Source organism: Nitrospira sp., assembly GCA_029194665.1.
In the GTDB taxonomy this organism is placed as follows: domain Bacteria; phylum Nitrospirota; class Nitrospiria; order Nitrospirales; family Nitrospiraceae; genus Nitrospira_D.
Map to the genome: position 1 here is coordinate 161270 of JARFXO010000004.1, position 20595 is coordinate 181864.

Genomic DNA, 20595 nt, shown 5'->3' on the forward strand with positions numbered 1-20595 from the left:
GTTATCCCTTCGAGACGACGGCGATCACCTCGCCGAACCCACGCAGGTTCTGGAGAGTCTGACCTGCAGCGTCGAGGACCGGCTGTGGATAGAGCCCCAACCAGACTTGCACGGCGATCATGGCGCTCAATGTGACCAGGTAACGGGTCGAGAGATCCGGTGCCGTCCAGCTTTCGTTGGCCGAACCGTGAAACGTCCGCTGAATGAGCGCCAAGGAGTAGATGACGGCGGCCACCAGCCCCAAGGCGGCGAACAGGGTCATGAGTACATTGACTCGATAGCTCCCCAGTAGCACCAGAAACTCGCCGATGAAGTTTCCCGATCCGGGCAGCCCCAGGGAGGCGATCGCAAACACGAGCGTGATGGCGCCGAATCTAGGAAGGATCGCCCATAGGCCACCCATGCGTCGCATGTCGCGGGTACCCAGACGCTCCTGCAGCGCGCCCACCAGGATGAACAGGGCGCCGGTCGTGATCCCATGGGCGAGCATCTGCATGACCGCTCCTTCCAGCGCGATGGCGTTCCAGGAAAAGATGCCGAGGAGCACGAATCCCAAGTGGCTGACGCTGCTGTAGGCGACGAGTCGCTTGAGATCGGTTTGCGCGAAAGCCAACAGCGCTCCATAAAGAATTCCGACCACGCCCAACGCCATTGCGACCGGCGCGAACGCCTGAGCAGCTGCGGGAAAAAGCGGCACAGCGAATCGGATCAAGCCGTAGGCGCCGGTCTTCAACAGAAGTCCCGCAAGAATCACGCTTCCGCCGGTCGGCGCTTCGGTATGTGCGTCGGGAAGCCATGCGTGGAACGGCACGGCCGGGAGTTTCACTGCGAAGGCGGCGAAGAATCCCAACATCAACCACAGGGCCACGGTTTGGTCCATCGTGGTACCGAGCAATTGCTGATAGTCGAACGTCACCACGCCGGTCTGCTGAGCATGGATGAACGTCAGACCTAACATGGCGATGAGCATCAGCAGGCTGCCGGCCTGCGTGAAGAGGAAAAATTTGACGGCCGCATACACACGATGCTCGTGGCCCCAAACACTGATCAAAAAATACATGGGCACCAGCATCACTTCCCAGAAGACGAAAAACAGAAACAGGTCCATGGCTAGGAAGACACCGAGCACGCCGGCCAAGACCCACAGTAAATTGAAGTAAAAAAAACCGGTGCGTTCCCGAATCTCGGTCCAGGAGGCCACCACCGCCGTGATGCCGAGAAAAATGGTCAAGAGCACCAGGAGCAGGCTGAGACCGTCCAACGCGAGATGAAAGGTGATACCGAACCGAGGGATCCAGGGTGCGCTCAGGTCGGCAAGCCAGACTCCTTGGTTCGAGATCGACAGGTGGGCTTCTCGCTCAGCCCAGAGGATGAGCGCCAGGATAAGATCGATCGCCAACGCACCCAGCGCGATCCAACGTGGCCACTGCGATCCATGCCGGTCGAGCAGCCAGGCAACCAGGCCCGCCACAAGCAAAAGGACAATGAGCCAGACAAGGATCATGAGAGTACCATCAAGGCGACGATCACGACCGAGCCGGCGGCGAGGACCGCCGCATACCAACGAACCTGTCCCGTTTGTGTCCGGTGGAGCGCGGCAAAAAATTGCCGGATCAACCAGGCCAGACCTCCGTAGACTCGATCGATCAGATCGTCCTTGTTCGCCTGCGCCACCCAGAGGAAGGGACGGACGAACCATGTGTCGTACAGACGATCGAAACCCCAGCCCTCGATCCAAAATCGGGACAGGGTGCTTCCCCAGGCTGTCCCAGTCACCGTCGTGACTAGGTCTGGACGACGCAAGAACAGAACGTATGCGACGACGGTCCCGAGCAAGGCGGCGAGCATCGTCACGACCTGTAACGCCGATTCAGTCGTGATCGAAGCCGTCGTCTCAAAGGAGGGGAGAGCCGGGCTCACGAACTCGCTGAACAGGGACACATCACCGAGAACCCTCGGTACTTCCAGGAATCCGGCGATCAGCGAACCTGCCGCAAGCACGATCAGCGGACCCTCCACCATCGAGCCGGGTCTTGAGCCGACTTCCGTCTTGGCCTCTCCGAAGAAGACGTTGAACACCAGACGAAAACTGTAAAGAGCCGTGAGGAACGCTCCGATCACGCCGATGCTCCAGAGCCAGGGACTTCCGAGCGGCGAAGCCCAGGCCTCCCACAGAATCCAGTCTTTGCTGTAGAAACCGGCGGTCACCAACGGAAACCCGGCCAGTGAGGCAGCGCCGATGAGGAACGTCCAGAAGGTCACAGGTAGCCGGTGCCGCAAGCCGCCCATTCTGTAGATGTCATGTTCTTCGTGGAGACTCTGGATCACGGCGCCGGCCGCCAAAAACAACAGGGCCTTGAAGAACGCATGGGTGGTGAAATGAAAGAGTGCCGCCCCCCAGGCTCCGACCCCGAGCGCGAGAAACATGTAGCCGATCTGGCTGATCGTCGAGTAGGCCAGCACGCGCTTGATGTCTCGCTGCACCAGAGCGCTGCAGGCGGCCAGCAAGAGCGTCAGGGCGCCGATCACGGCCACGGCGGTCTGTGCAGTCGGTGCCAGACTGTACAGGACGTGGGTACGTGCGATGAGATACATGCCCGCGGTCACCATGGTGGCAGCATGGATGAGCGCGCTCACCGGTGTCGGGCCTGCCATGGCATCCGGAAGCCAGGTTTGCAGCGGGAGCTGCGCCGATTTGCCGACCGCCCCACCGAGCAGCAAGAAGGCCGCGATCGCAGCGAGGCTTGAGCCGACCGGCCATTGTTCGGCCGCGCGCGCCATGAGATCCTGAATGTTGAACGTGCCGAGATGCGTGAACAGCAGGAACAGCCCGATCGCCAACGCGACGTCGCCGAGTCTGGTCACGATAAAGGCTTTCTGCGCCGCCGCGCCGTTGGCCGGGTCGCGATACCAGAACCCGATCAACAAGTAACTGCAGAGCCCCACTCCTTCCCAGCCGAGGTATAAGAGCAACAGATTGTCGGCCAGCACTAATGTCAGCATCGAGACGACGAATAGGTTCATGTAAGCGAAGAAGCGGCGGTATCCGCTGTCGGCTTCACCCGCCCGCCCCAAGCCGTCCGAGACCGGCTCCTTCCCATGGTCGATCATGAACTCGGCCGAATACAGATGAATGAGGAAGCCGACCAGGGTGATGACCAGCATCATCACCAACGACAGTGGGTCCAAGTAGAAGCCGATGGCCGGGCCGAAGCCGGAGACATGGAGCCAGGTCCACAATATTTGATTGTAGGATCGACCAGGCGTTCCCGATAACCCGATGAAGGCTGATCCGACGAATCCGGCCACGGCAAACGACAGGCCCACCGAGCCGACTCCGATCAGTGCGATCGTCTTTCTCGAGAACCATCCGCCGGCCACGGTCAAGGCCAGGAATCCGAGGAGAGGAAGCGTCGGGACCAACCAGAGCAGATCGAGCATATCAGCCCCACAGGCGGGACATCGCGTCGGCATCGAGCGTCTGGAACTGCCGGTAGAGCTGAAGCACCAGTGCCAGACCGACAGACACCTCCGCCGCCGCCAATGTCAAGATAAAGAGAAACATGACCTGCCCATCCGCTTGCCCCCAGTGAGCGCCCGCCACGATGAACGCCAGCCCGGCGGCGTTCAACATGATTTCAACCGACATCAACATGAAGATGAGGTTTCGTCTGACCAGGAGCCCGATCAGTCCGAAGGCAAACAACACCCCCGCCAGCAACATGCCCTGGGCCAGTGGAATCGACAGAGACTCAGCGTTCATCTCAGGCATTTTCGCTCTTCAGCTGTCGTCCCACATGATAGGCGCCGACTAGCCCAGGCAGCAGGAGCATGGAGGCCAGCTCGACTCCGACCAGGTAGGGACCAAGCAGCACGACGCTCACCTGTTTGGGAGCCTGAACCGTGATACCGCCGGCCTGACTCAGGATTCCGGAACCGAACAGATAGAGCAATTCTACGAGGAGGGTCGCCGACAGGATCGATGGCCCGATCCATATCCTCGGCGTGAGCCAGCCCGCTTCCTGCTCGATCGCCCGACGTCCGAGATTCAGCATCATGACCACGAAGACGAACAGGACCATGATTGCCCCGGCGTAAATAATGATCTCCAACATGGCGATGAACGGCGCGCCGAGGATGAAGAAAACCACGGCCACGGCTAGAAAGGACACGATCAAGTACAACAGCGCGTGCACCGCGTTCAAACTGGTGATGACAAGGCCGGTCGAAACCGCCGCCACCAGCGATGCCAGATAGAATGCGCCCGTCATGGCATCAGGCTCCGTAGATCAGTGGGCGAAGCCTCGTGCTCGGCCTCGCCCTTATCCTTCCCGCCGATCCGGAGGCCGGAGACGCGGTAAAAGTTGTAGTCCGGATATTTGCCTGTTCCGCTGATCAAGAGATGCTCCTTCTCGTACACGAGGTTCCGTCGGTCGTGCTCGCTCATTTCGAAGTCGGTGGTGAGCTGGATGGCATAGGTCGGACAGGCTTCCTCGCAGTACCCGCAGAAAATGCAGCGGGAAAAGTTGATGCGGAACCAGGCCGGATAGCGACGGCCATGCTCGTCTTCCGTTGCCTGGAGCGCGATGCAGTCCACCGGACAAGCGACCGAGCAGAGATAACAGCCGACGCAGCGCTCCTCTCCGTCCGGATCGCGTGACAAAATAATCCGCCCTCTCCATCGCGGCGGCAGGTACGGCTTCACGTCCGGATACTGAATGGTCACAGGACGCCTGAACGCATGAAGAAAGACCAGCCAGATCCCTTTCAACAGTTTCAGCATGTCGAGACTCACTCCGGCGGATGACCGATCAACACCAGTGCACCTGTGACCGCAAGATTCACCAAAGCCAGCGGCAGCATGACCTTCCAGCCGAACCCCATGAGCTGATCGAACCGCAGACGCGGGAGCGCGGCCCGCAGCAAGATAAACAGACAAATGAAGAGGAAGGTCTTGATCGAGAACCAGACCACCGGCGGCAGCCAGGGTCCTTGCCAGCCCCCGAAGAACAGCACCGTGATCATGGCTGAAATCAGGATGATGCCGAGATACTCTCCCACGAAGAACATGCCGAACTTCATGCCGGAATATTCCGTATGAAATCCGGCCACCAGTTCGGCCTCGGCCTCAGGGATATCGAACGGGATCCGTTTGGTTTCGGCCAAGCCGGCGATCAAAAAAATGACGAAGCCCAAAATCTGAGGGATGCAGAACCAGACGCCTTGCTGAGCTTTTACGATGTCCTGAAGACTAAACGATCCGGCCAGCATCACGACCCCCATGAGCGACAGGCCCATGAAGACCTCGTAACTCAGCATTTGGGCCGAGGCACGGAGCCCACCCAGCAGCGAGTACTTGTTGTTCGAAGCCCAGCCGGCGAGCACGACACTGTAGGCAGACAGGGAGGACATGGCCAGAAAGAACAGGAGCCCAACGTTCAGATCGGCCACGATGATCGACGGCGTAAACGGTACGACGGCGAAGGACATGAGGATCGTGACGATGATCACGGCGGGTGCGATTACGAATACGGCTTTGTCGGCGAATGGCGGCACCCAATCTTCTTTCATGAAGATCTTGATCATGTCGGCCACCACCTGGAGCAAGCCGAACGGGCCGACGCGGTTCGGGCCGTAACGTTCTTGCCAGAAGCCCAAGAGTCGTCGCTCCAGCCAGATCAACAGAGCGCTGAGAGTCAAGAGCGTGACCAGCACACCGATGACAATCAGTAGCTTCGAGGCGGTCTCGTTCATGACTCCACCGCTCGAACGATCGAGCTCCATGTCGGGAGAACGGTATCGGTGAAGCCGGGAACGATGGCCAACGCCGCGGTTCCGCGAGGAACCGCGGTCCCTAGCTTCAACGGTAAACGGTGCAATCGGTCGTCGATCGTGAATTCCGCCCACTCCCCGGACTTCACTCGAAGTCTTGCCGCATCGTCGGGGTGCAGCATCAAGACCGGTTGTGAAATTCGTTCGGTCATGACGGAGGCGCGCGCGCTCAGCTCCTCGCTGCCGAAAATCTGATACCAGGGCAGAATCAGCCAGCCGTCGTCTCGACTCTGAAACGGCATCGGCACGTCGGTGAAATACGTCACCGTTGTCTTGCCGGACGAATCGATCAACTGAACGCCCGGCATCTCCTGTCGCAAGGGTCCGCCGACTTCACTCTGAAATTTGTTCAACGCCTGGACCGAATTCCAGCCGGGGGTCCAGTAGTGAGTGATGAGCGAGGAAGGCGGTTGGCCCAAGTACCCTTCCATCGAGAAGGCCAGCGGAGAATCGGAGTCCTTGACCGGTTTGGGTTCGTGCATCATTAACGGAGCATGCATAGTTGTTCGTCCCGTGAAACGAGGCGTCTGTCGCGGGAGTTTTTGACCGACCATTCTGAATTTTTCCGGCGGAGTCACTTCTGTGAGGCGTTGAAACGACGGGATCGCGTCAGCGAGAGCCAGCACGACGTCATCCAGCTTGTGCCAGCCCGCCATGTTCGATTGTCTCGGATGCTCGGACACGACTGCCAGCGCTCGTATCCAACGCCAGCTTTCTTGAATGTCCCCCTCGGCAGGAAAGACTTGGTAGAAACGTTGGGCTCGTCCTTCGTTGTTGACGAGCGTGCCGTCCGATTCGGCGAAGGTGCCGACGGGGAGCAACGCATCGGCTTTGGACGTGGTGTCATGTTCCAGGTGATCGAGGAGAATCACTCTCGAAGCGGTCGTGAGAAATGCATCCACTGATTCGGGATCGGCCCTGCGGTATAGATCATTTTCCAGGATGAGAATCGTGTCCGCCGCGCCGTCTTTCACGACACTGAACGCATCCTCGAGGCTCTTGCCCCCCAGCATGGCAAGCCCCAGGCTGTTCGACTCCGGGAGGCAATAGCAGAGTTTCGCAGGCGTTCCTGTCTTACATAGCGCCCAGACCACGTTCGCGGCGGATTGAATCACCGGTTCGCTCTGGCAGGCGGTTCCGGAGATCACTATGGGGCGCTTCGCCTGGCGCAGGGCAGCGGCAATACGCTTCGCCAGAGAGACTATGGCGGGATTCAGAGTCGACGCCGTCGGTGACGCCTGGTCCAATTCATGCGCGATTGCAAACCCGAGACGGGCCAGATCGTCCGGCGCGCCATGATAGGTTTCGGTCGCGACGTCCGAAAACCAGGTACTGTGTGGAGCGCCGATGAATAACGGACCAGGTCTCGCGTGAGCCGCTTCGCGCACGGCTGCGTCATGCCAGCGTGGGATACCCAGCTTGTCGGCGAGCTGCATCGGTTGCTGACAAACCGACTGCCGCACAGCCAAAGCTAATCTCGGGGCCGTGTTGATTAGGTCTTCGCCTAAGACCAGCACCGCGTCCGCCTGCTCTACATCATGGGTAGAGGCTGAAGGCACGGGGCCGCGCCTGTGAATATCCAGGATGAGGGAAGCCAATCCGGCATCGCGAGCAGAGACCCCGAGAGAGAACCGTTCCGGTCCGACCAGCTCGCGAAGCGCGAAATTGGATTCCAGCGAGGCACGAGGTGAGCCGATGCCGATGATGCGGGAAGGCTTGTCTGCCAGCAACAGGCCAAGCTCGCGAAGGATTAGCTCCTTGTCCATCGGGATAGTCTGGCCGTCCCGGCTTTGACGGAACATCGGACGGCGGATTCGTCTTTCGCTATTGATGAAGCCGTAACCAAAACGCCCCCGATCACAAAGAAAATACCCGTTGACCTCGCTGTGGTACCGGTTGAGGATGCGTCGTAGCGTGCCGTAGCGTTCTCCGGCAATCGTGTTGCACCCCAGGCTGCAGTGGGCGCAAACAGACGGGGCGGTCTGCAAGTCCCATTTACGGGTATAGTGCGGCATCAAGGTTTTGTCGTCGAACACCCCGGTCGGACAGACTTCGACCAGGTTGCCGCTGAATTCATTTTCCAGCGTGCCGTCTTCATGCCGGCCGAAGTAGACATGGTTGCGCGAGCCGAACGCATCGAAATCCCGCCCCCCCGCATAATTCCGATAAAAACGCACACAGCGATAACACTGAATACACCGATTCATCTCATGGGTGATGAACGGTCCGAGGTTCTGATTGCGGAAGGTACGTTTGGTGAACCGATAGCGGCGGTAGGCATGGCCGGTCATCACCGTCATGTCTTGGAGATGGCATTCGCCGCCTTCATCGCAGACCGGACAATCGTGAGGATGGTTCGCCATCATCCATTCGATGACGCTCGCGCGGAACGTTTTCGCCTCGAGATCCTCGATGGAGATGCGCGTACCATCGGTGGCCGGCGTCATGCAGGCCATGACCAGGTGCCCTTGATGGTCTCGCTCATCCCTGAATTGCTTGACCGCGCATTGCCGGCAGGCCCCGACCGATCCCAACGCAGGATGCCAGCAGAAGTACGGCAGATTGAAGCCGAGCGAGAGGCAGGCCTGCAGGAGATTTTCGCGCTCGTCTACCTGGTAGGCACGATCATCGACGATGATACCGGCCATGTTCTTGCTCCGTCCGCGCCATTGCGCCAATCCCGCCAGGGGCAACGTTTCTCATGGATGTGTCGCTCGAAATCGGCCCGACAATATTTTAAAAGGCTTTGCAAGGGGTCCATCGCCCCAGGCGCCAAGGCGCAGAAGGTTCGCCCCGGGGCAAGCAGCTTTGTGTGCATGGTCAGGATATCGATCTCATCCATCCTTCCCTGTCCTGCTTCCAGACTCTGGAGAATTCGTTCCGTCCAGGACAGTCCTTCCCAGCAAGGCGTGCACCAGCCACATGATTCCTGCGCAAAGAAGTGCTCCAAGTTTTGGGCGAACCCGACGGGACAGGTCTGATCGTCCAACACGATCATCGTGCCGGTTCCCATGCGGCTGCCTCCTTGCGGAATCGATTCGAAGTCCATCGGCAGATCAAGATGCTCTTCCACGAGCATCGCGGTTGAGGCGCCCCCCGGCAACAGGCCGCGGAAGGCGAACCCGTCGCGCATGCCTCCCGCATGCTCCTCCAGAATTTCACGAATCGAGGTGCCCATCGGAAGCTCCCAGGCTCCGGGCCGTTTCACGTTGCCGCTCACGCCATAAATTTTGGTCCCCCCGTCCTTTCCCCGGCTCAACTGCCTATACCACTCGATGCCGTGAGTAATAATATGAGGGACGTTACAGAGGGTCTCCACGTTCTGGACGATCGTGGGTTTGCCCCAGAGTCCGACGATTTGCGGAAAGGGCGGTTTGGCTCGAGGGATTGCGCGCTTCCCTTCCAACGCATTGAGCAAGGCAGTCTCTTCTCCGCAGATGTACCGGCCGGCGCTGCTGTGTAAGTAGATTTCAAAGCTGAAGTCCGAGCCGAGCAGGTTACGGCCCAAATACCCCTTGGCGCGCGCTTCCTGGATGGCCTTCCGCAGGCGGGCGGCGGCAATCCCATATTCCATGCGCAGGAAAATGTAGCCCACGTCTGCCTGGATCGCATAGGCGCTGACGATCATGCTCTCGATCATCTGGTGAGGATCGCCTTCCAGGAGTAGACGATCCTTGAATGTGCCTGGTTCCATTTCATCGGCATTGACAACCAGATATTTGGGACGAGGTGTGTCCGGTCCCATCGGGACGAAACTCCACTTCTTGCCGGTCGGAAACCCAGCACCGCCGCGACCACGCAGGGTCGACTCGGTGACGAGCTTCTGCACTTCTTGGGGAGCCATTGTCCGCAGCGCCTTGCGCACTGCTTCGTAGCCGCCGGCCTTCTCGTATTCGGCGAGCCACAGCGGTTCAGCCTTCGGCTTGATATTGCGTGTCAGCGGCCGGTCCATTGTTTCCTACCTCATGGATACTGTTCTAGGACCTGATCAACCTTTTCAGTCGTCAGATCTTCGTGCAAGTCATCATTAACCATCATGGTCGGCGCATGGTCACATGCGCCGAGACAGACAATCGGGAGCAGCGTGAATCGCCCGTCTGGTGTCGTCTCGCCCATCGAGATCCCTAGTCGACTCTGAAGACTGTTACGCATGGCGTCGCACCCGCATACCCAACAGCTGATGCTGTCGCACAGGAAGATCACGTGCCGTCCGACCGGCTTCCGAAAGATGAGGTTATAGAAGGTCGCCACGCTGTCCAGCTCTTCCCTCGTCATGCCGAGCAAGGCTGCGACGCTCTTGAGACTCTCGTCGGAGACCCAACCTCGATGCCGCTGGACGACCTTCAATGCCTCCACACACCCCGCCTGTTTATCAGGATAATGTGAGAGCTCCTCCTCGATCTCGGCTCGCTCGGCGTCGGACAACATGGGCGAAATTAATTATGAGTCATGAGGGCTGAATTATGAGTTCTCGATCATGATTTCGGAGTGACGACGTGCTTTGGATTCAGGAAACTCAGAACTTCCAACTCAGCACTCAGCACTTTCTATCGGTCCACGTCGGCCAGCACGAAATCCACGCTGCCGAGGATGGCCAGGAGATCCGCCAGCAACAGCCCGCGCGAGATCAATGGAACCATCTGCATGTGCGGAAAGGACGGCGTCCTGATACGCACGCGGTACGGCCATGGGGTGCCGTCGCTGACCAAGTAATAGCCGTTATTCCCCTTGGTGGCCTCAATCCCGACGAAGGCTTCGCCTGCCGGAATGACCGGGCCCCAGCTCACGCTCAGAAAGTGCGTGATCAGCGTTTCGATGTCGTGCATCGTCCGTTCCTTGATCGGCGGCGTGGTCAACGGATGGTCCGCCTTGTACGGACCATCCGGCATATGGTTGAGGCACTGTTCGATGATCCGGAGACTCTGGCGCATCTCTTCGACGCGAACGACGGCGCGATCGTAACAGTCACCGTGCATGGCGATGGGAATGTCGAACTCGAACTGATCGTAGCCGGAATAGGGCCGTTGCTTCCGAAAGTCCCACTCGAATCCGGTCGCTCGGAGTCCCGGGCCGGTCACGCCCCATTCGATGGCCTCTTCGGTTGAGTACCGGCCCACGCCTTGCGTGCGGGCCTTGAAAATAGCGTTCCGCATCACCATGTCGTCGTATTCGGCCAGCCTCGGCGGAAGATAATCCAGGAACTCCCTGACCAGTTTGTCCCATCCTTCCGGGAGATCCTGCGCCACGCCGCCGATGCGGAACCATTCCGGGTGCATCCGTCCACCGCAGATCGCCTCCACGATGTGAAAAATACGCTCCCGATCGGTGAACATGTAAAAGACCGGGGAGAGCTGGCCCACGTCTTGGGCGAAGGTGCCGTACCAGACGAGATGGCTTGCGAGCCGGAAGAATTCCGCCATCATGACGCGGATGACTTTGGCGCGATCCGGGACGTCGATGCCGGCGAGTTTCTCTACGGCAAGCACATAGGGCAACTCGTTCATGACGCCCCCGAGGTAGTCGATCCGGTCGGTATACGGGATGAATGTGTGCCAGGTCTGGCGCTCGCCCATCTTCTCCGCCCCGCGATGGTGGTAGCCGATGTCGGGCACCACATCGACGATTCTCTCTTCATCCAGTTGGAGGACCAGACGCAAGATTCCGTGGGTGCCGGTGTGCGCCGGTCCCATATTGAGGAACATGAAATCGGATGTCTCACGTGAACGTTTCATCCCCCACTCTTCAGGACGAAACTTGAGGGCCGCTTCTTCCGCTTCCTGCTTGTCCTCCGGCAAGTAAAACCGGCCCATCTCGGTGGCCCGAGCCGGATGATCTTTCCGCAGGGGATGGCCTTGCCAGGTCGGCGGCGTCAGAATCCGTCGGAGATGCGGATGGCCGACGAAGGTGATGCCGAACAGGTCCCAGACTTCCCGCTCATACCAGTTGGCGGCGGGCCAGAGATCGGTGATCGTGGGAAGAGAAGCGGCGCCCTCCGTAAGCGGGATCTTCAGACGCACGTCTTCATTCCGCTCGAACGAGAGCAGGTGATAGACCAGCGTGAAATCGCTGGGAGATTGATCCTTCCTCACCCGCCGGACCCGCTCGTCGATCGCCGTGAGGTCATAGAGCATTTTGTAAGGCCGTCCCGCTTCAGTCTTGAGGTAGCCGAGCACCTCGCGCGCCCGTTCTTTCGTCGTCCAGACGGTGGGAATTCCGTCACCCGTCTCTTGTCGACCAAACGTGCCGGACCCGAAGCGATTGCGGAGTTCATCGACGATTGCCGTCTGTGTCATTTCCACTTTTCCTGTTTCAACTCGGTCACCGGCAACCTATCTATCGTCAGCAAGTCCGTCGCTCGTTCTCTCTCCGCTCGTTTGTGATCGCGTTGTGATGGCATCGACGGCCTCGACACTTGCCGGTCGCCCATCACCCAGCTCAGCGGCCGCCGCTCTCGGCCGACCTGTTCCTGCAACCGCAACAGGCCCTCCATAAACGTATGCGGAGGAGGGGGACAGCCGGGAAGATAGACGTCCACCGGCAGGAACGAATCGACCCCCTGGACAACGGAATAGATGTCGTACATGCCGCCGGAATTGGCGCAGGATCCCATGGAGATCACCCAGCGGGGTTCCATCATCTGCTCGTACAGCCGCTTGATGATCGGCGCCATTTTCATGAAGACGGTTCCGGCGATGACGATCACATCCGCTTCACGCGGACTGCCCCGGACCACTTCGGCGCCGAACCGCGCGATGTCATACTGGCTCGTAAGGCTTGTCGCCATCTCGATGTAGCAGCAGGACAGACCGAAGTTGAACGGCCACAGCGAGTTCTTGCGGCCCCAGGCGATCAGGTCCTGGAGGCGTGCCGTGACGACGCTGCGCCGCACCGCTTCATCGAGCGTCCCGTCGCCGATCTCCGATCTATCTCCCGACTGATGATCGGAGATCGGCTTGCTGAGCCACCAACCCATCCTGTTGCTCCTGTCTCGGCGCCTCAATCCGCCGCTGAGAGGTTCCCCACTCCAACGCGCCGACCCGCCACACATAGGCCAGCGCGATAAACAGCACCGCGATGAAGACGAGCATCTCACCGAACCCAAGCCAGCCGGCCTCCGGCACCGCCACGGCCCAGGCGAACAGATACACCGCTTCTAGATCGAAGATCACGAACAGCATCGCGACCAGGTAAAACTGTATGGGTAACCGGATATGCGCCGAACCCGTGACGGTAATTCCGGATTCGTAGGGTTCGTCGGTTGCCTTCTCGCGATGCCGCTCGCCCAAGAGAGCGGAAGCGCCGATCATGATCGCCGCAACGATCAGAACCGCGATAAAGTAGCCGACGAGAGCCCAGAAGTATTCTGCCACTGAGTAGCTCCACGATGAGACGCGCCGTTCACCGTCCAGTAGTCCACCGCCACCGATCAATGCGGCGATGACGAAGCGGGCCGTCTCGTCGAACGGCCACAGACCAATGTGTCAACTGTATTTCCCTTGAGTAAAACAAATCTCTTCCCTCGAACACACTCGCAAAACCCCTAGCTGACTACGGAAAAGCCCTCTGACCGAACGCAACGCGCGACGTCTGAAAAGCCAAGAGTGAGGAAATCCTCCGCAAGGTTCACCGGGCTAAGCAGGTGCTGGCGATATAGCGATGTATGACCAAAGAGGACGCGACACGAGTTCCAGCCGGTGCAGACTGTCTCTATCGCAAGCAGCCACAGTGAACGCGGAACCCCATGGCTTAATCCAGGTGTGTTATAAGAACACAAGAGGGAAAACAGTGGACGAACAGCTTCGAAATCAGCTGTCCAGGCATAGGACCGAGTTGGCCAATGAGCGGACGTTGCTGGCCTATATCAGAACTGCGTTAGGTTTTGTGATTGTCGGGATACCGGCTATGTGGGTATTGGAACACCCGTACCTGCAGGCATTGGGCGGGTTGTCGTTGACGGCCGGAGCGGTGTGTCTCGCGCTGGGTTTACGTCGGTTCATGGCGGTCAACGCCATGATCGCGCGGGCATTCGAGTCGTAGTGAGTCGTCAGCCACTCGACACCTGGTATTTCGCCTGCCGTCGCGCGACAGCTGCTACAGATCCATGATCGAGGAAGCCATCACATTTTTACGAAGAAGGGCGTCGAGGAGATCTTGAATTTACAAACCAAAGGCGCTTATGGGAAACCCTACCAAGTCAAGCAGGTCCGTCATGTGATCCTTCGTTATAAATTGGGAGGCGAGGCGGATGATTAAGTATGAAGTCATCATCTATTGGAGCAGTGAGGACCAGGTATTCATTGCTGAGGTACCGGAACTTCCAGGCTGTGCGGCTGATGGAGCCACGTACCAAGAGGCACTGGCGAATGTGGAGGTCGTGATTCAGGAATGGATCGAGACTGCGAAAGAGCTTGGTCGCCCCATCCCTGAGCCCAAAGGCCGATTGACCTTTGCGTAGGCCATTTGACGCGTTCCCCCATTGAGGACAGGGCAATCCCTCTTGTTCGAGGAAGGCCTCCGACCGACCTGTTCTTCTCACTCAAAAGAATCGTTTTGGATTTCCGCGCGAATGATCGTGGAAGCCTCCTTGCGGGCGAACGATCCCCAGGCGCCGGTGGGAGCGATTCGCAAAGGCCTCTTTCTCCGCTTTTACGGGCATGAGTTTGATGCCGACAGCCGCGCCAAAATCCTCGCCGCCATTGATCGAGCAGCCCATCCCACCAGTAGGTAAGTTCAAACTGGCAGACCCCGCGCCAGTGCTCAGGGCAGGCATTTTGACAGGCCAGACTCATTGTGCGCAGTCAAACAGGAAGTCTCGAAAGTGTGGACTCCGAGTGACCTCGGATGTCACAGCATCGTGCCAGACTATGTCCACTATCACGACGTCCTGACGATGGACAAGGAGACTGGAACCATCATGACACTGTTGTTCTGAGCTACAGGTATGTTTCCGGGTCACCGGAAATAGTCGAGGTGAAAATCTTTTCTGCCTTCTTCGTTCATCCGACAAGCAAAGAGCGCCATTCTTCTTTCAGGTACGAAAGAGCGGTTGTATTATCTGTCCTTTACGACCATGTGATTCTTTACCGCATTCCCAATCTTGCTTCGTGATCTGAGCGTGACGGCCTATCTCGCCCATGTGCGCCGGAACGACGACGGGTCGTTTGCGATCCACCATCTTGAAGACCATTTGCGCGCAGTGGGGGATCTCGCGGGGGAGTTCGCGTCGAGCTTTGGCCATGCTGATTGGGGCCGACTCGCAGGGATCTGGCATGATCTTGGAAAGTATTCCGCTGCCTTCCAAAACTATATTGCTCACGCAAGCGGCTTTGATCCTGAGGCACACATTGAGGGTGCCAAAGGCCGAGTGAATCACTCCTCAGCAGGAGCGCTTCATGCGGTCGTAAAACTTGGCGGGAAGGGAAGGCTTCTTGCCTATCTCATTGCTGGTCATCACGCGGGATTGCCCGACTGGCACTCTGATGAACATGCCCTTGCCTCACTATCCAAGCGATTAGAAGATGAGCAGCACTTGCGAGCCATCTCTAATGTGACCATTCCTGCTGATGTGCTTGATCCTGGTATTACTCCAGTCACAAAACCTCTGGGCGACAGAGATGGCCTTGCGCTCTGGTTGCGGATGTTGTTTTCCTGTCTGGTTGATGGGGACTTTCTCGACACAGAGAAGTTCATGGATGGCGAGAAAGCGCAACCTCGTGGAGCGTACTCCTCGCTCGTGGAGCTTCTCGGAAAATTAGATACGCACATGGCGCAGCTCATGGCCGAGGCTCAGCCGACACCTGTGAACCACGTGCGTGCTGAAGTGCTTCGTCAGTGCCGTGACCAGGCGTCAAGTGCGCCAGGCATCTTCTCGCTGACTGTTCCTACTGGTGGCGGCAAGACGCTCTCCAGTTTGGCTTTCGCATTAAGTCATGCGATCCACCACAACAAGCGCCGCATCATCTATGTCATCCCCTATACCAGCATCATCGAGCAAACGGCAGGAATTTTCCGAGGTATTTTGGGTGAAAACGTCGTTGAACATCACAGTAATCTCGATCCAGAAAAGGAAACCGCCAAGAGCCGCTTGGCAACTGAGAACTGGGATGCGCCGGTCATCATCACGACCAACGTGCAGTTTTTGGAGTCCCTATTCGCCTCTCGAACTTCCAGCTGTCGCAAACTCCATAACATCGTGAACAGTGTCGTGGTTCTGGACGAAGCGCAACTGCTCAATCCTGAGTTCCTGCAACCGGTCTTGGACACCATCAATCTGCTAGCACGGCATTATGGCGTCACGTTTGTGCTTTCTACAGCGACTCAGCCGGCGCTGAATTCACGGGAGGGATTTGGTTGGACATTCAGGGGACTGGATGGCGTGCGCGAAATCACGACCGACCCGGATGCGTTGTATCGCAATCTTAATCGGGTGACAGTTGAGATGCCGCCAGATTTCCATGCTTGCCGAGGATGGGAACAAATTGTTACCGAGCTAATAACTCATGAGTCGGTGCTGGCCATCGTCAATACTCGGCGTGACTGCCGCGAACTATATCGACTGATGCCGGAAGGAACGATCCACTTGTCAGCTGCCATGTGTGGCGAGCACCGATCTCAAGTCATTGCAAATATTCGAGAGAGGTTGGAAAAGAAAGTCTCTACGCGGGTCGTCAGCACACAATTGGTTGAGGCTGGGGTAGATATCGACTTTCCGGTTGTATATCGCGCACTGTCCGGCCTGGATTCCATTGCTCAGGCATCCGGTCGCTGCAATCGGGAAGGAAAGTTAGATCGCGGCAAGGTAGTTGTGTTTGTGCCCCCCAAGTCATCGCCTCCGGGTACGCTCCGGCGTGCCGAACAAACCACCGTCAGTCTCTTGAGCGGCAGCACGAGTGACCCCATGGCGAGGGAGTTGTTCACGCGGTATTTTGAGCATTTCTACATGAAAGCGGACTCGCTCGACAAGCATGACATCAACGACTTGTTGACGAAGGATGCAGGAGAGCTGAAGATTCAATTCCGCAGCGCCGCCGATAGGTTCAAGCTGATTGACGACGTGGAAAGCCAAACCATCCTTGTCTGGTATGGTGAGAGCCAAGCGTTGATTGGAAAGCTCAAGAAGGATGGGCCGGAACGGTGGCTCATGCGAAAGTTGCAACGATACAGCGTGAACCTGCCCCGCCGGGACGTGGAAAAGCTACTCCAGTCTGGCGAAATCGAAGAAGCCTGGACGGGAATCTTCGCACAGAAGGTCAGCACGTTATACGACGATAAAATCGGTGTGACCATTGGCGGTGCATTAGCTGCTGAACAACTAATCGGGTGAGGGATTCTATGGCCAAATCGTATTGTCTTGAGGTGTCGGGCGACTTTGCCTGTTTCACGCGGCCAGAGATGAAGGTGGAGCGTGTCTCTTATGATGTGATGACTCCATCGGCAGCAAGAGCAGTATTTGAATCTATTGTCTGGAAACCAGCTATGCGATGGCGAGTGACTAGGATCGAAGTGCTGAAGCCGATCAGGTGGATCAGTGTTCGTCGGAATGAAGTGGGAGCCGTGGCCTCTACCCGGAATGTTCAGACTGCTATGGGGGCTGGCACTGGCAGCTTAGGGCTCTACGTCGAAGACGAACGTCAACAACGTGCAGGCTTGTTCTTGCGCGACGTGGCCTACCGCATTCACGCCCACATTGAACTTCGCGACCCCAGCTTTCATAAGTCTCATTTCCCACACCTGTCCAAAGTTCCGATCAATCGCGGGGAAGACGATCTGCTGACGATGCCTGATAACAATGCTGCGAAGTTCATGAGCATGTTCGAGCGACGAGCTTCACGCGGCCAATGTGTCAATCAACCGTATCTTGGCTGCCGTGAATTCGCCTGCTCGTTCAGATTGGTAGAGGACGTGAAGGATGAACCGAAACCGATCGCAGAGACAAGGGATTTAGGCTGGATGCTGTATGACTTGGACTACAGCAACCCTGCCGATCCCAAACCGCGTTTCTTCCAAGCTCGAATGGATACCGGCGTCGTCAATGTCCCGGCATGGGAGAGCGAGGAGGTGAGGGGATGATCCTCCAATCGCTCTACAATTATTACCAACGAAAGCCGGATCTGCCACGCGAGGGATTCGAGTGGAAAGAAATTCCATTTGTCATCGAATTGAACAAGAGCGGCTCAGTGGTTCAGATCGAAGATACGAGAACTACTGAAGGCAAAAGGAAGCGGGCGAAATCCTTTCTCGTCCCCCAAGCCGTTAAGAAAGCGAGCAACATTGCCTCGAATTTGTTGTGGGGAAACGTCGAATATGTCGTCGGTTTGCCAGATCCGAAGAAGCTGGCTGAAAGGAAAAACAACGGTAAGGAAGGAGATTACAGAGAGCGACTGAAGGAAATGCATGAGACCTTCATTGGGGCCATCAAATCTCTCCCTCCACCATGCCAAATTGATGCGGGCGTTCGCGCCGTTTGTAAATTTTGTGAAGATATCGATCTCACCGGTCTTCAGCGGTCCGGTGATACCTGGAAAGAGGTGCAAGCAAGCAATTCAAACATAACCTTTCGTCTTCAGGGTGATACCGAACTCGTTTGCCAACGTCAGGCGGTCATCGATGCCGTGTCCAAAGCAACCGCGAAGGATACACCTGACGGCGTGTGTCTTATCACGGGAAATCCTGATGAGGTCGAGCGCCTACATCCAGCCATTAAAGGCGTGTGGGGCGCTCAAACGTCAGGAGCCAACATCGTTTCGTTCAATCTTCCCGCTTTTAATTCGGGGGGTAAGGAGCAAGGCGCTAATGCGCCCATAGGCAAACAATCCGTCTTTGCTTACACCACCGCACTCAATCACCTGTTAGCGAAGGACAGTAGGCAGCGCCTCCAGATTGGCGATGCCTCCACGGTATTTTGGGCTGATAAGCCGACTCCGCTAGAGGACCAATTTGCTGACATTTTTGCCGAGCCACCCAAGGATGACCCCGACCGCAACGCGCGTGCGATAAAAGCCTTGTACGAATCGCCACGCCAAGGAGTGGCGCCGGTCAAGGACGATCAGACCCGTTTCTTTGTGTTGGGACTTGGTCCCAATGCTGCACGAATTGCTATCCGCTTCTGGCATGTAGGAACGGTTGCAGAATTAGCGAAGACTATTCAGCAACACTTTGATGATCTTGAAATCGCTCGGGCACCGTTCGAGAAGCCTTATCTCTCGGTATTCCGTCTGTTGCTAGCCACCGCTGTGCAGAGCAAGAGCGATAATATTCCGCCGAATCTTGGGGGGGACGTGATGCGATCGATTATGGAATGCCTCCCATACCCCAACACACTATTGCAAGGCGCGATACGACGCGTACGTGCTGAGCAAGATGTGTCTTATCCACAAGCAGCTATTCTCAAAGCCTGTCTCAATCGTCGGATGCGTTCTGAAGAAACCTCAGAAAAGGAGATGACCGTGTCACTCGATTATTCCAACACAAACTCGGGTTACCGCTTAGGACGACTTTTTGCCGTTCTGGAAAAAATCCAGGAGGAGGCGAACCCTGGAATCAATGCCACGATACGAGAACGTTTCTATGGGGCGGCTTCGAGCACTCCTGTAACAGTATTTTCCAATCTTATGAAGCTCAAGAACCATCATCTCGCCAAGTTGGAAAATCCTAGCCGGAAGGTGAACCTGGAGCGTCTCATCAGCGAAATTATCGACGGAGTCAGCGATTTTCCGTCTCACTTGAATCTTGCGGACCAAGGTCGCTTCGCCATCGGCTACTACCACCAGCGGCAAGCCTTATTTTCAAAATCCACAGAAGCTAAACAAGGAGACTAAAGATGGCCATTCAGAATCGCTACGATTTCGTGCTGTTGTTTGACGTAAAAGACGGCAACCCGAACGGTGATCCCGACGCCGGCAACCTGCCACGCCTAGACGCTGAAACTGGACAAGGGCTCGTGACAGACGTATGTCTTAAGAGAAAGATTCGGAACTTTGTTGCGCTTACCAAAGACCAAACCGAATCCTCAGAAAAGCTTCAAGGGAAAGAGAAGCGTTATGAAATCTATGTGAAAGAGAAGGCAATCCTAAATAAGCAGCATGAACGTGCTTACGTGGCTATTGGCCGTAAGGATCTGCTTGATGGGGATGATAAGAAACGCAAGGGTGGTGACGCTGTTAATCAGGCGCGCGATTGGATGTGTGCGAACTTCTTTGATATACGGACATTCGGTGCTGTCATGTCTACGGGGGTGAATTGCGGTCAGGTTCGGGGGCCAATCCAGATGACATTCGCACGGTCGATCGACCCTATAGTTGCATCGGAACATTCAATCACTCGGATGGCGGTTGCGACTGAAGCGGAAGCGGAAAAGCAGCAAGGGGATAATCGAACGATGGGACGCAAGTTCACGGTGCCGTACGGCCTATATAAAGCACATGGATTTGTGTCGTCTTTTCTTGCGAGACAGACAGGATTCACGGACGACGATCTAACCACTCTTTGGGAGGCTCTCGCATCAATGTTTGAGCACGACCGATCTGCGGCTCGGAGCCAAATGGCTACTAGAGGACTCTACGTCTTCAAACACGATTCCGAGCTTGGCAACGCTCCCGCCCACAAACTGTTCGATCTCATACAAGTCAAACGATCAAACGGTAATGGGGGACCACCAAGGAGCTTTAGCGATTATTCTGTGACGACGCCCGATGACGGACCGATCAATGGTTTTACGGGCGTGGCCTTCATCAAAAAGGTCTGATAGCTGTGCCAGAAGACGAC

General features: G+C 57.0%; 18 protein-coding genes and 1 pseudogene. 7 read left to right on the forward strand and 12 right to left on the reverse strand.

The window, feature by feature from the left end:
- Window position 1: 1 nt before the first annotated feature.
- The 12 genes and pseudogenes from nuoM to ndhC form a co-directional block, all read right to left on the reverse strand.
- Complete coding sequence (gene nuoM, locus P0119_14125) at window positions 2-1504, reverse strand: NADH-quinone oxidoreductase subunit M (GenBank protein ID MDF0667198.1); 1503 nt, start codon at window positions 1502-1504, stop codon at window positions 2-4.
- A complete protein-coding gene (gene nuoL, locus P0119_14130; GenBank protein MDF0667199.1) occupies window positions 1501-3441 on the reverse strand; it encodes an NADH-quinone oxidoreductase subunit L in 1941 nt (646 codons plus the stop codon). The genes nuoM and nuoL overlap by 4 nt, the downstream gene beginning before the upstream one ends.
- A gap of 1 nt (window position 3442) precedes the next feature.
- Window positions 3443-3763 (reverse strand): NADH-quinone oxidoreductase subunit NuoK, encoded by a 321-nt coding sequence (gene nuoK, locus P0119_14135; GenBank protein MDF0667200.1) that lies wholly within the window; start codon window positions 3761-3763, stop codon window positions 3443-3445.
- Window position 3764: 1 nt separating this feature from the next.
- Window positions 3765-4271 carry an NADH-quinone oxidoreductase subunit J gene (gene nuoJ / locus P0119_14140; protein ID MDF0667201.1) on the reverse strand — a complete coding sequence of 169 codons (507 nt, stop codon included), beginning with the start codon at window positions 4269-4271 and terminating at the stop codon, window positions 3765-3767.
- Window positions 4268-4783 carry an NADH-quinone oxidoreductase subunit NuoI gene (nuoI, locus tag P0119_14145; GenBank protein ID MDF0667202.1) on the reverse strand — a complete coding sequence of 172 codons (516 nt, stop codon included), beginning with the start codon at window positions 4781-4783 and terminating at the stop codon, window positions 4268-4270. Before nuoI ends, nuoJ begins: the two co-directional genes overlap by 4 nt.
- A gap of 8 nt (window positions 4784-4791) precedes the next feature.
- On the reverse strand, window positions 4792-5754 hold the full coding sequence (gene nuoH, locus P0119_14150) for an NADH-quinone oxidoreductase subunit NuoH (GenBank protein MDF0667203.1): 963 nt from the start codon (window positions 5752-5754) through the stop codon (window positions 4792-4794).
- Window positions 5751-8480: an NADH-quinone oxidoreductase subunit NuoG gene (gene nuoG, locus P0119_14155; protein ID MDF0667204.1), complete on the reverse strand. Its 2730-nt coding sequence runs from the start codon at window positions 8478-8480 to the stop codon at window positions 5751-5753. Before nuoG ends, nuoH begins: the two co-directional genes overlap by 4 nt.
- Complete coding sequence (gene nuoF / locus P0119_14160; protein MDF0667205.1) at window positions 8441-9784, reverse strand: NADH-quinone oxidoreductase subunit NuoF; 1344 nt, start codon at window positions 9782-9784, stop codon at window positions 8441-8443. The genes nuoG and nuoF overlap by 40 nt, the downstream gene beginning before the upstream one ends.
- Window positions 9785-9795: 11 nt before the next feature.
- On the reverse strand, window positions 9796-10260 hold the full coding sequence (nuoE, locus tag P0119_14165; GenBank protein MDF0667206.1) for an NADH-quinone oxidoreductase subunit NuoE: 465 nt from the start codon (window positions 10258-10260) through the stop codon (window positions 9796-9798).
- 119 nt (window positions 10261-10379) lie between these two features.
- Window positions 10380-12125 (reverse strand): NADH-quinone oxidoreductase subunit C/D, encoded by a 1746-nt coding sequence (gene nuoC / locus P0119_14170; GenBank protein ID MDF0667207.1) that lies wholly within the window; start codon window positions 12123-12125, stop codon window positions 10380-10382.
- Window positions 12126-12277: 152 nt separating this feature from the next.
- Window positions 12278-12805 (reverse strand): annotated as a pseudogene (locus P0119_14175) (NADH-quinone oxidoreductase subunit B).
- Window positions 12756-13202, reverse strand: a complete 447-nt coding sequence (gene ndhC / locus P0119_14180) for an NADH-quinone oxidoreductase subunit A (GenBank protein MDF0667208.1) — start codon at window positions 13200-13202, stop codon at window positions 12756-12758. The pseudogene P0119_14175 and the gene ndhC overlap by 50 nt, the downstream one beginning before the upstream one ends.
- 415 nt (window positions 13203-13617) lie before the next feature.
- On the opposite strand from ndhC, the gene P0119_14185 reads away from it, so the two are divergent.
- The 7 genes from P0119_14185 to cas7c all read left to right on the forward strand — a co-directional run bounded on the left by P0119_14185 (window position 13618) and on the right by cas7c (window position 20575).
- The gene (locus P0119_14185) at window positions 13618-13869 is read left to right on the forward strand and encodes a DUF202 domain-containing protein (protein MDF0667209.1); all 252 of its coding nucleotides are present in this window, start codon (window positions 13618-13620) and stop codon (window positions 13867-13869) included.
- A gap of 208 nt (window positions 13870-14077) precedes the next feature.
- Window positions 14078-14287 (forward strand): type II toxin-antitoxin system HicB family antitoxin, encoded by a 210-nt coding sequence (locus P0119_14190; protein MDF0667210.1) that lies wholly within the window; start codon window positions 14078-14080, stop codon window positions 14285-14287.
- A gap of 111 nt (window positions 14288-14398) precedes the next feature.
- Window positions 14399-14560 (forward strand): hypothetical protein, encoded by a 162-nt coding sequence (locus P0119_14195; protein MDF0667211.1) that lies wholly within the window; start codon window positions 14399-14401, stop codon window positions 14558-14560.
- A gap of 387 nt (window positions 14561-14947) precedes the next feature.
- Entirely contained in the window at window positions 14948-17155 is a 2208-nt protein-coding gene (gene cas3 / locus P0119_14200) for a CRISPR-associated helicase Cas3' (protein ID MDF0667212.1), read from the forward strand.
- 8 nt (window positions 17156-17163) lie between these two features.
- Window positions 17164-17901 (forward strand): type I-C CRISPR-associated protein Cas5c, encoded by a 738-nt coding sequence (gene cas5c / locus P0119_14205; protein ID MDF0667213.1) that lies wholly within the window; start codon window positions 17164-17166, stop codon window positions 17899-17901.
- Window positions 17898-19649, forward strand: a complete 1752-nt coding sequence (gene cas8c, locus P0119_14210) for a type I-C CRISPR-associated protein Cas8c/Csd1 (GenBank protein MDF0667214.1) — start codon at window positions 17898-17900, stop codon at window positions 19647-19649. The genes cas5c and cas8c overlap by 4 nt, the downstream gene beginning before the upstream one ends.
- 2 nt (window positions 19650-19651) lie before the next feature.
- Window positions 19652-20575: a type I-C CRISPR-associated protein Cas7/Csd2 gene (gene cas7c / locus P0119_14215; GenBank protein ID MDF0667215.1), complete on the forward strand. Its 924-nt coding sequence runs from the start codon at window positions 19652-19654 to the stop codon at window positions 20573-20575.
- Window positions 20576-20595: the final 20 nt, after the last annotated feature.

Coding starts and splice junctions, on each gene's coding strand:
- nuoM (MDF0667198.1), bottom strand. CDS start 1,504: ATGATCCTTGTCTGGCTCATTGTCCTTTTGCTTGTGGCGGGCCTGGTT.
- nuoL (MDF0667199.1), bottom strand. CDS start 3,441: ATGCTCGATCTGCTCTGGTTGGTCCCGACGCTTCCTCTCCTCGGATTC.
- nuoK (MDF0667200.1), bottom strand. CDS start 3,763: ATGAACGCTGAGTCTCTGTCGATTCCACTGGCCCAGGGCATGTTGCTG.
- nuoJ (MDF0667201.1), bottom strand. CDS start 4,271: ATGACGGGCGCATTCTATCTGGCATCGCTGGTGGCGGCGGTTTCGACC.
- nuoI (MDF0667202.1), bottom strand. CDS start 4,783: ATGCTGAAACTGTTGAAAGGGATCTGGCTGGTCTTTCTTCATGCGTTC.
- nuoH (MDF0667203.1), bottom strand. CDS start 5,754: ATGAACGAGACCGCCTCGAAGCTACTGATTGTCATCGGTGTGCTGGTC.
- nuoG (MDF0667204.1), bottom strand. CDS start 8,480: ATGGCCGGTATCATCGTCGATGATCGTGCCTACCAGGTAGACGAGCGC.
- nuoF (MDF0667205.1), bottom strand. CDS start 9,784: ATGGACCGGCCGCTGACACGCAATATCAAGCCGAAGGCTGAACCGCTG.
- nuoE (MDF0667206.1), bottom strand. CDS start 10,260: ATGTTGTCCGACGCCGAGCGAGCCGAGATCGAGGAGGAGCTCTCACAT.
- nuoC (MDF0667207.1), bottom strand. CDS start 12,125: ATGACACAGACGGCAATCGTCGATGAACTCCGCAATCGCTTCGGGTCC.
- P0119_14190 (MDF0667210.1), top strand. CDS start 14,078: ATGATTAAGTATGAAGTCATCATCTATTGGAGCAGTGAGGACCAGGTA.
- P0119_14195 (MDF0667211.1), top strand. CDS start 14,399: ATGATCGTGGAAGCCTCCTTGCGGGCGAACGATCCCCAGGCGCCGGTG.
- cas5c (MDF0667213.1), top strand. CDS start 17,164: ATGGCCAAATCGTATTGTCTTGAGGTGTCGGGCGACTTTGCCTGTTTC.
- cas8c (MDF0667214.1), top strand. CDS start 17,898: ATGATCCTCCAATCGCTCTACAATTATTACCAACGAAAGCCGGATCTG.
- cas7c (MDF0667215.1), top strand. CDS start 19,652: ATGGCCATTCAGAATCGCTACGATTTCGTGCTGTTGTTTGACGTAAAA.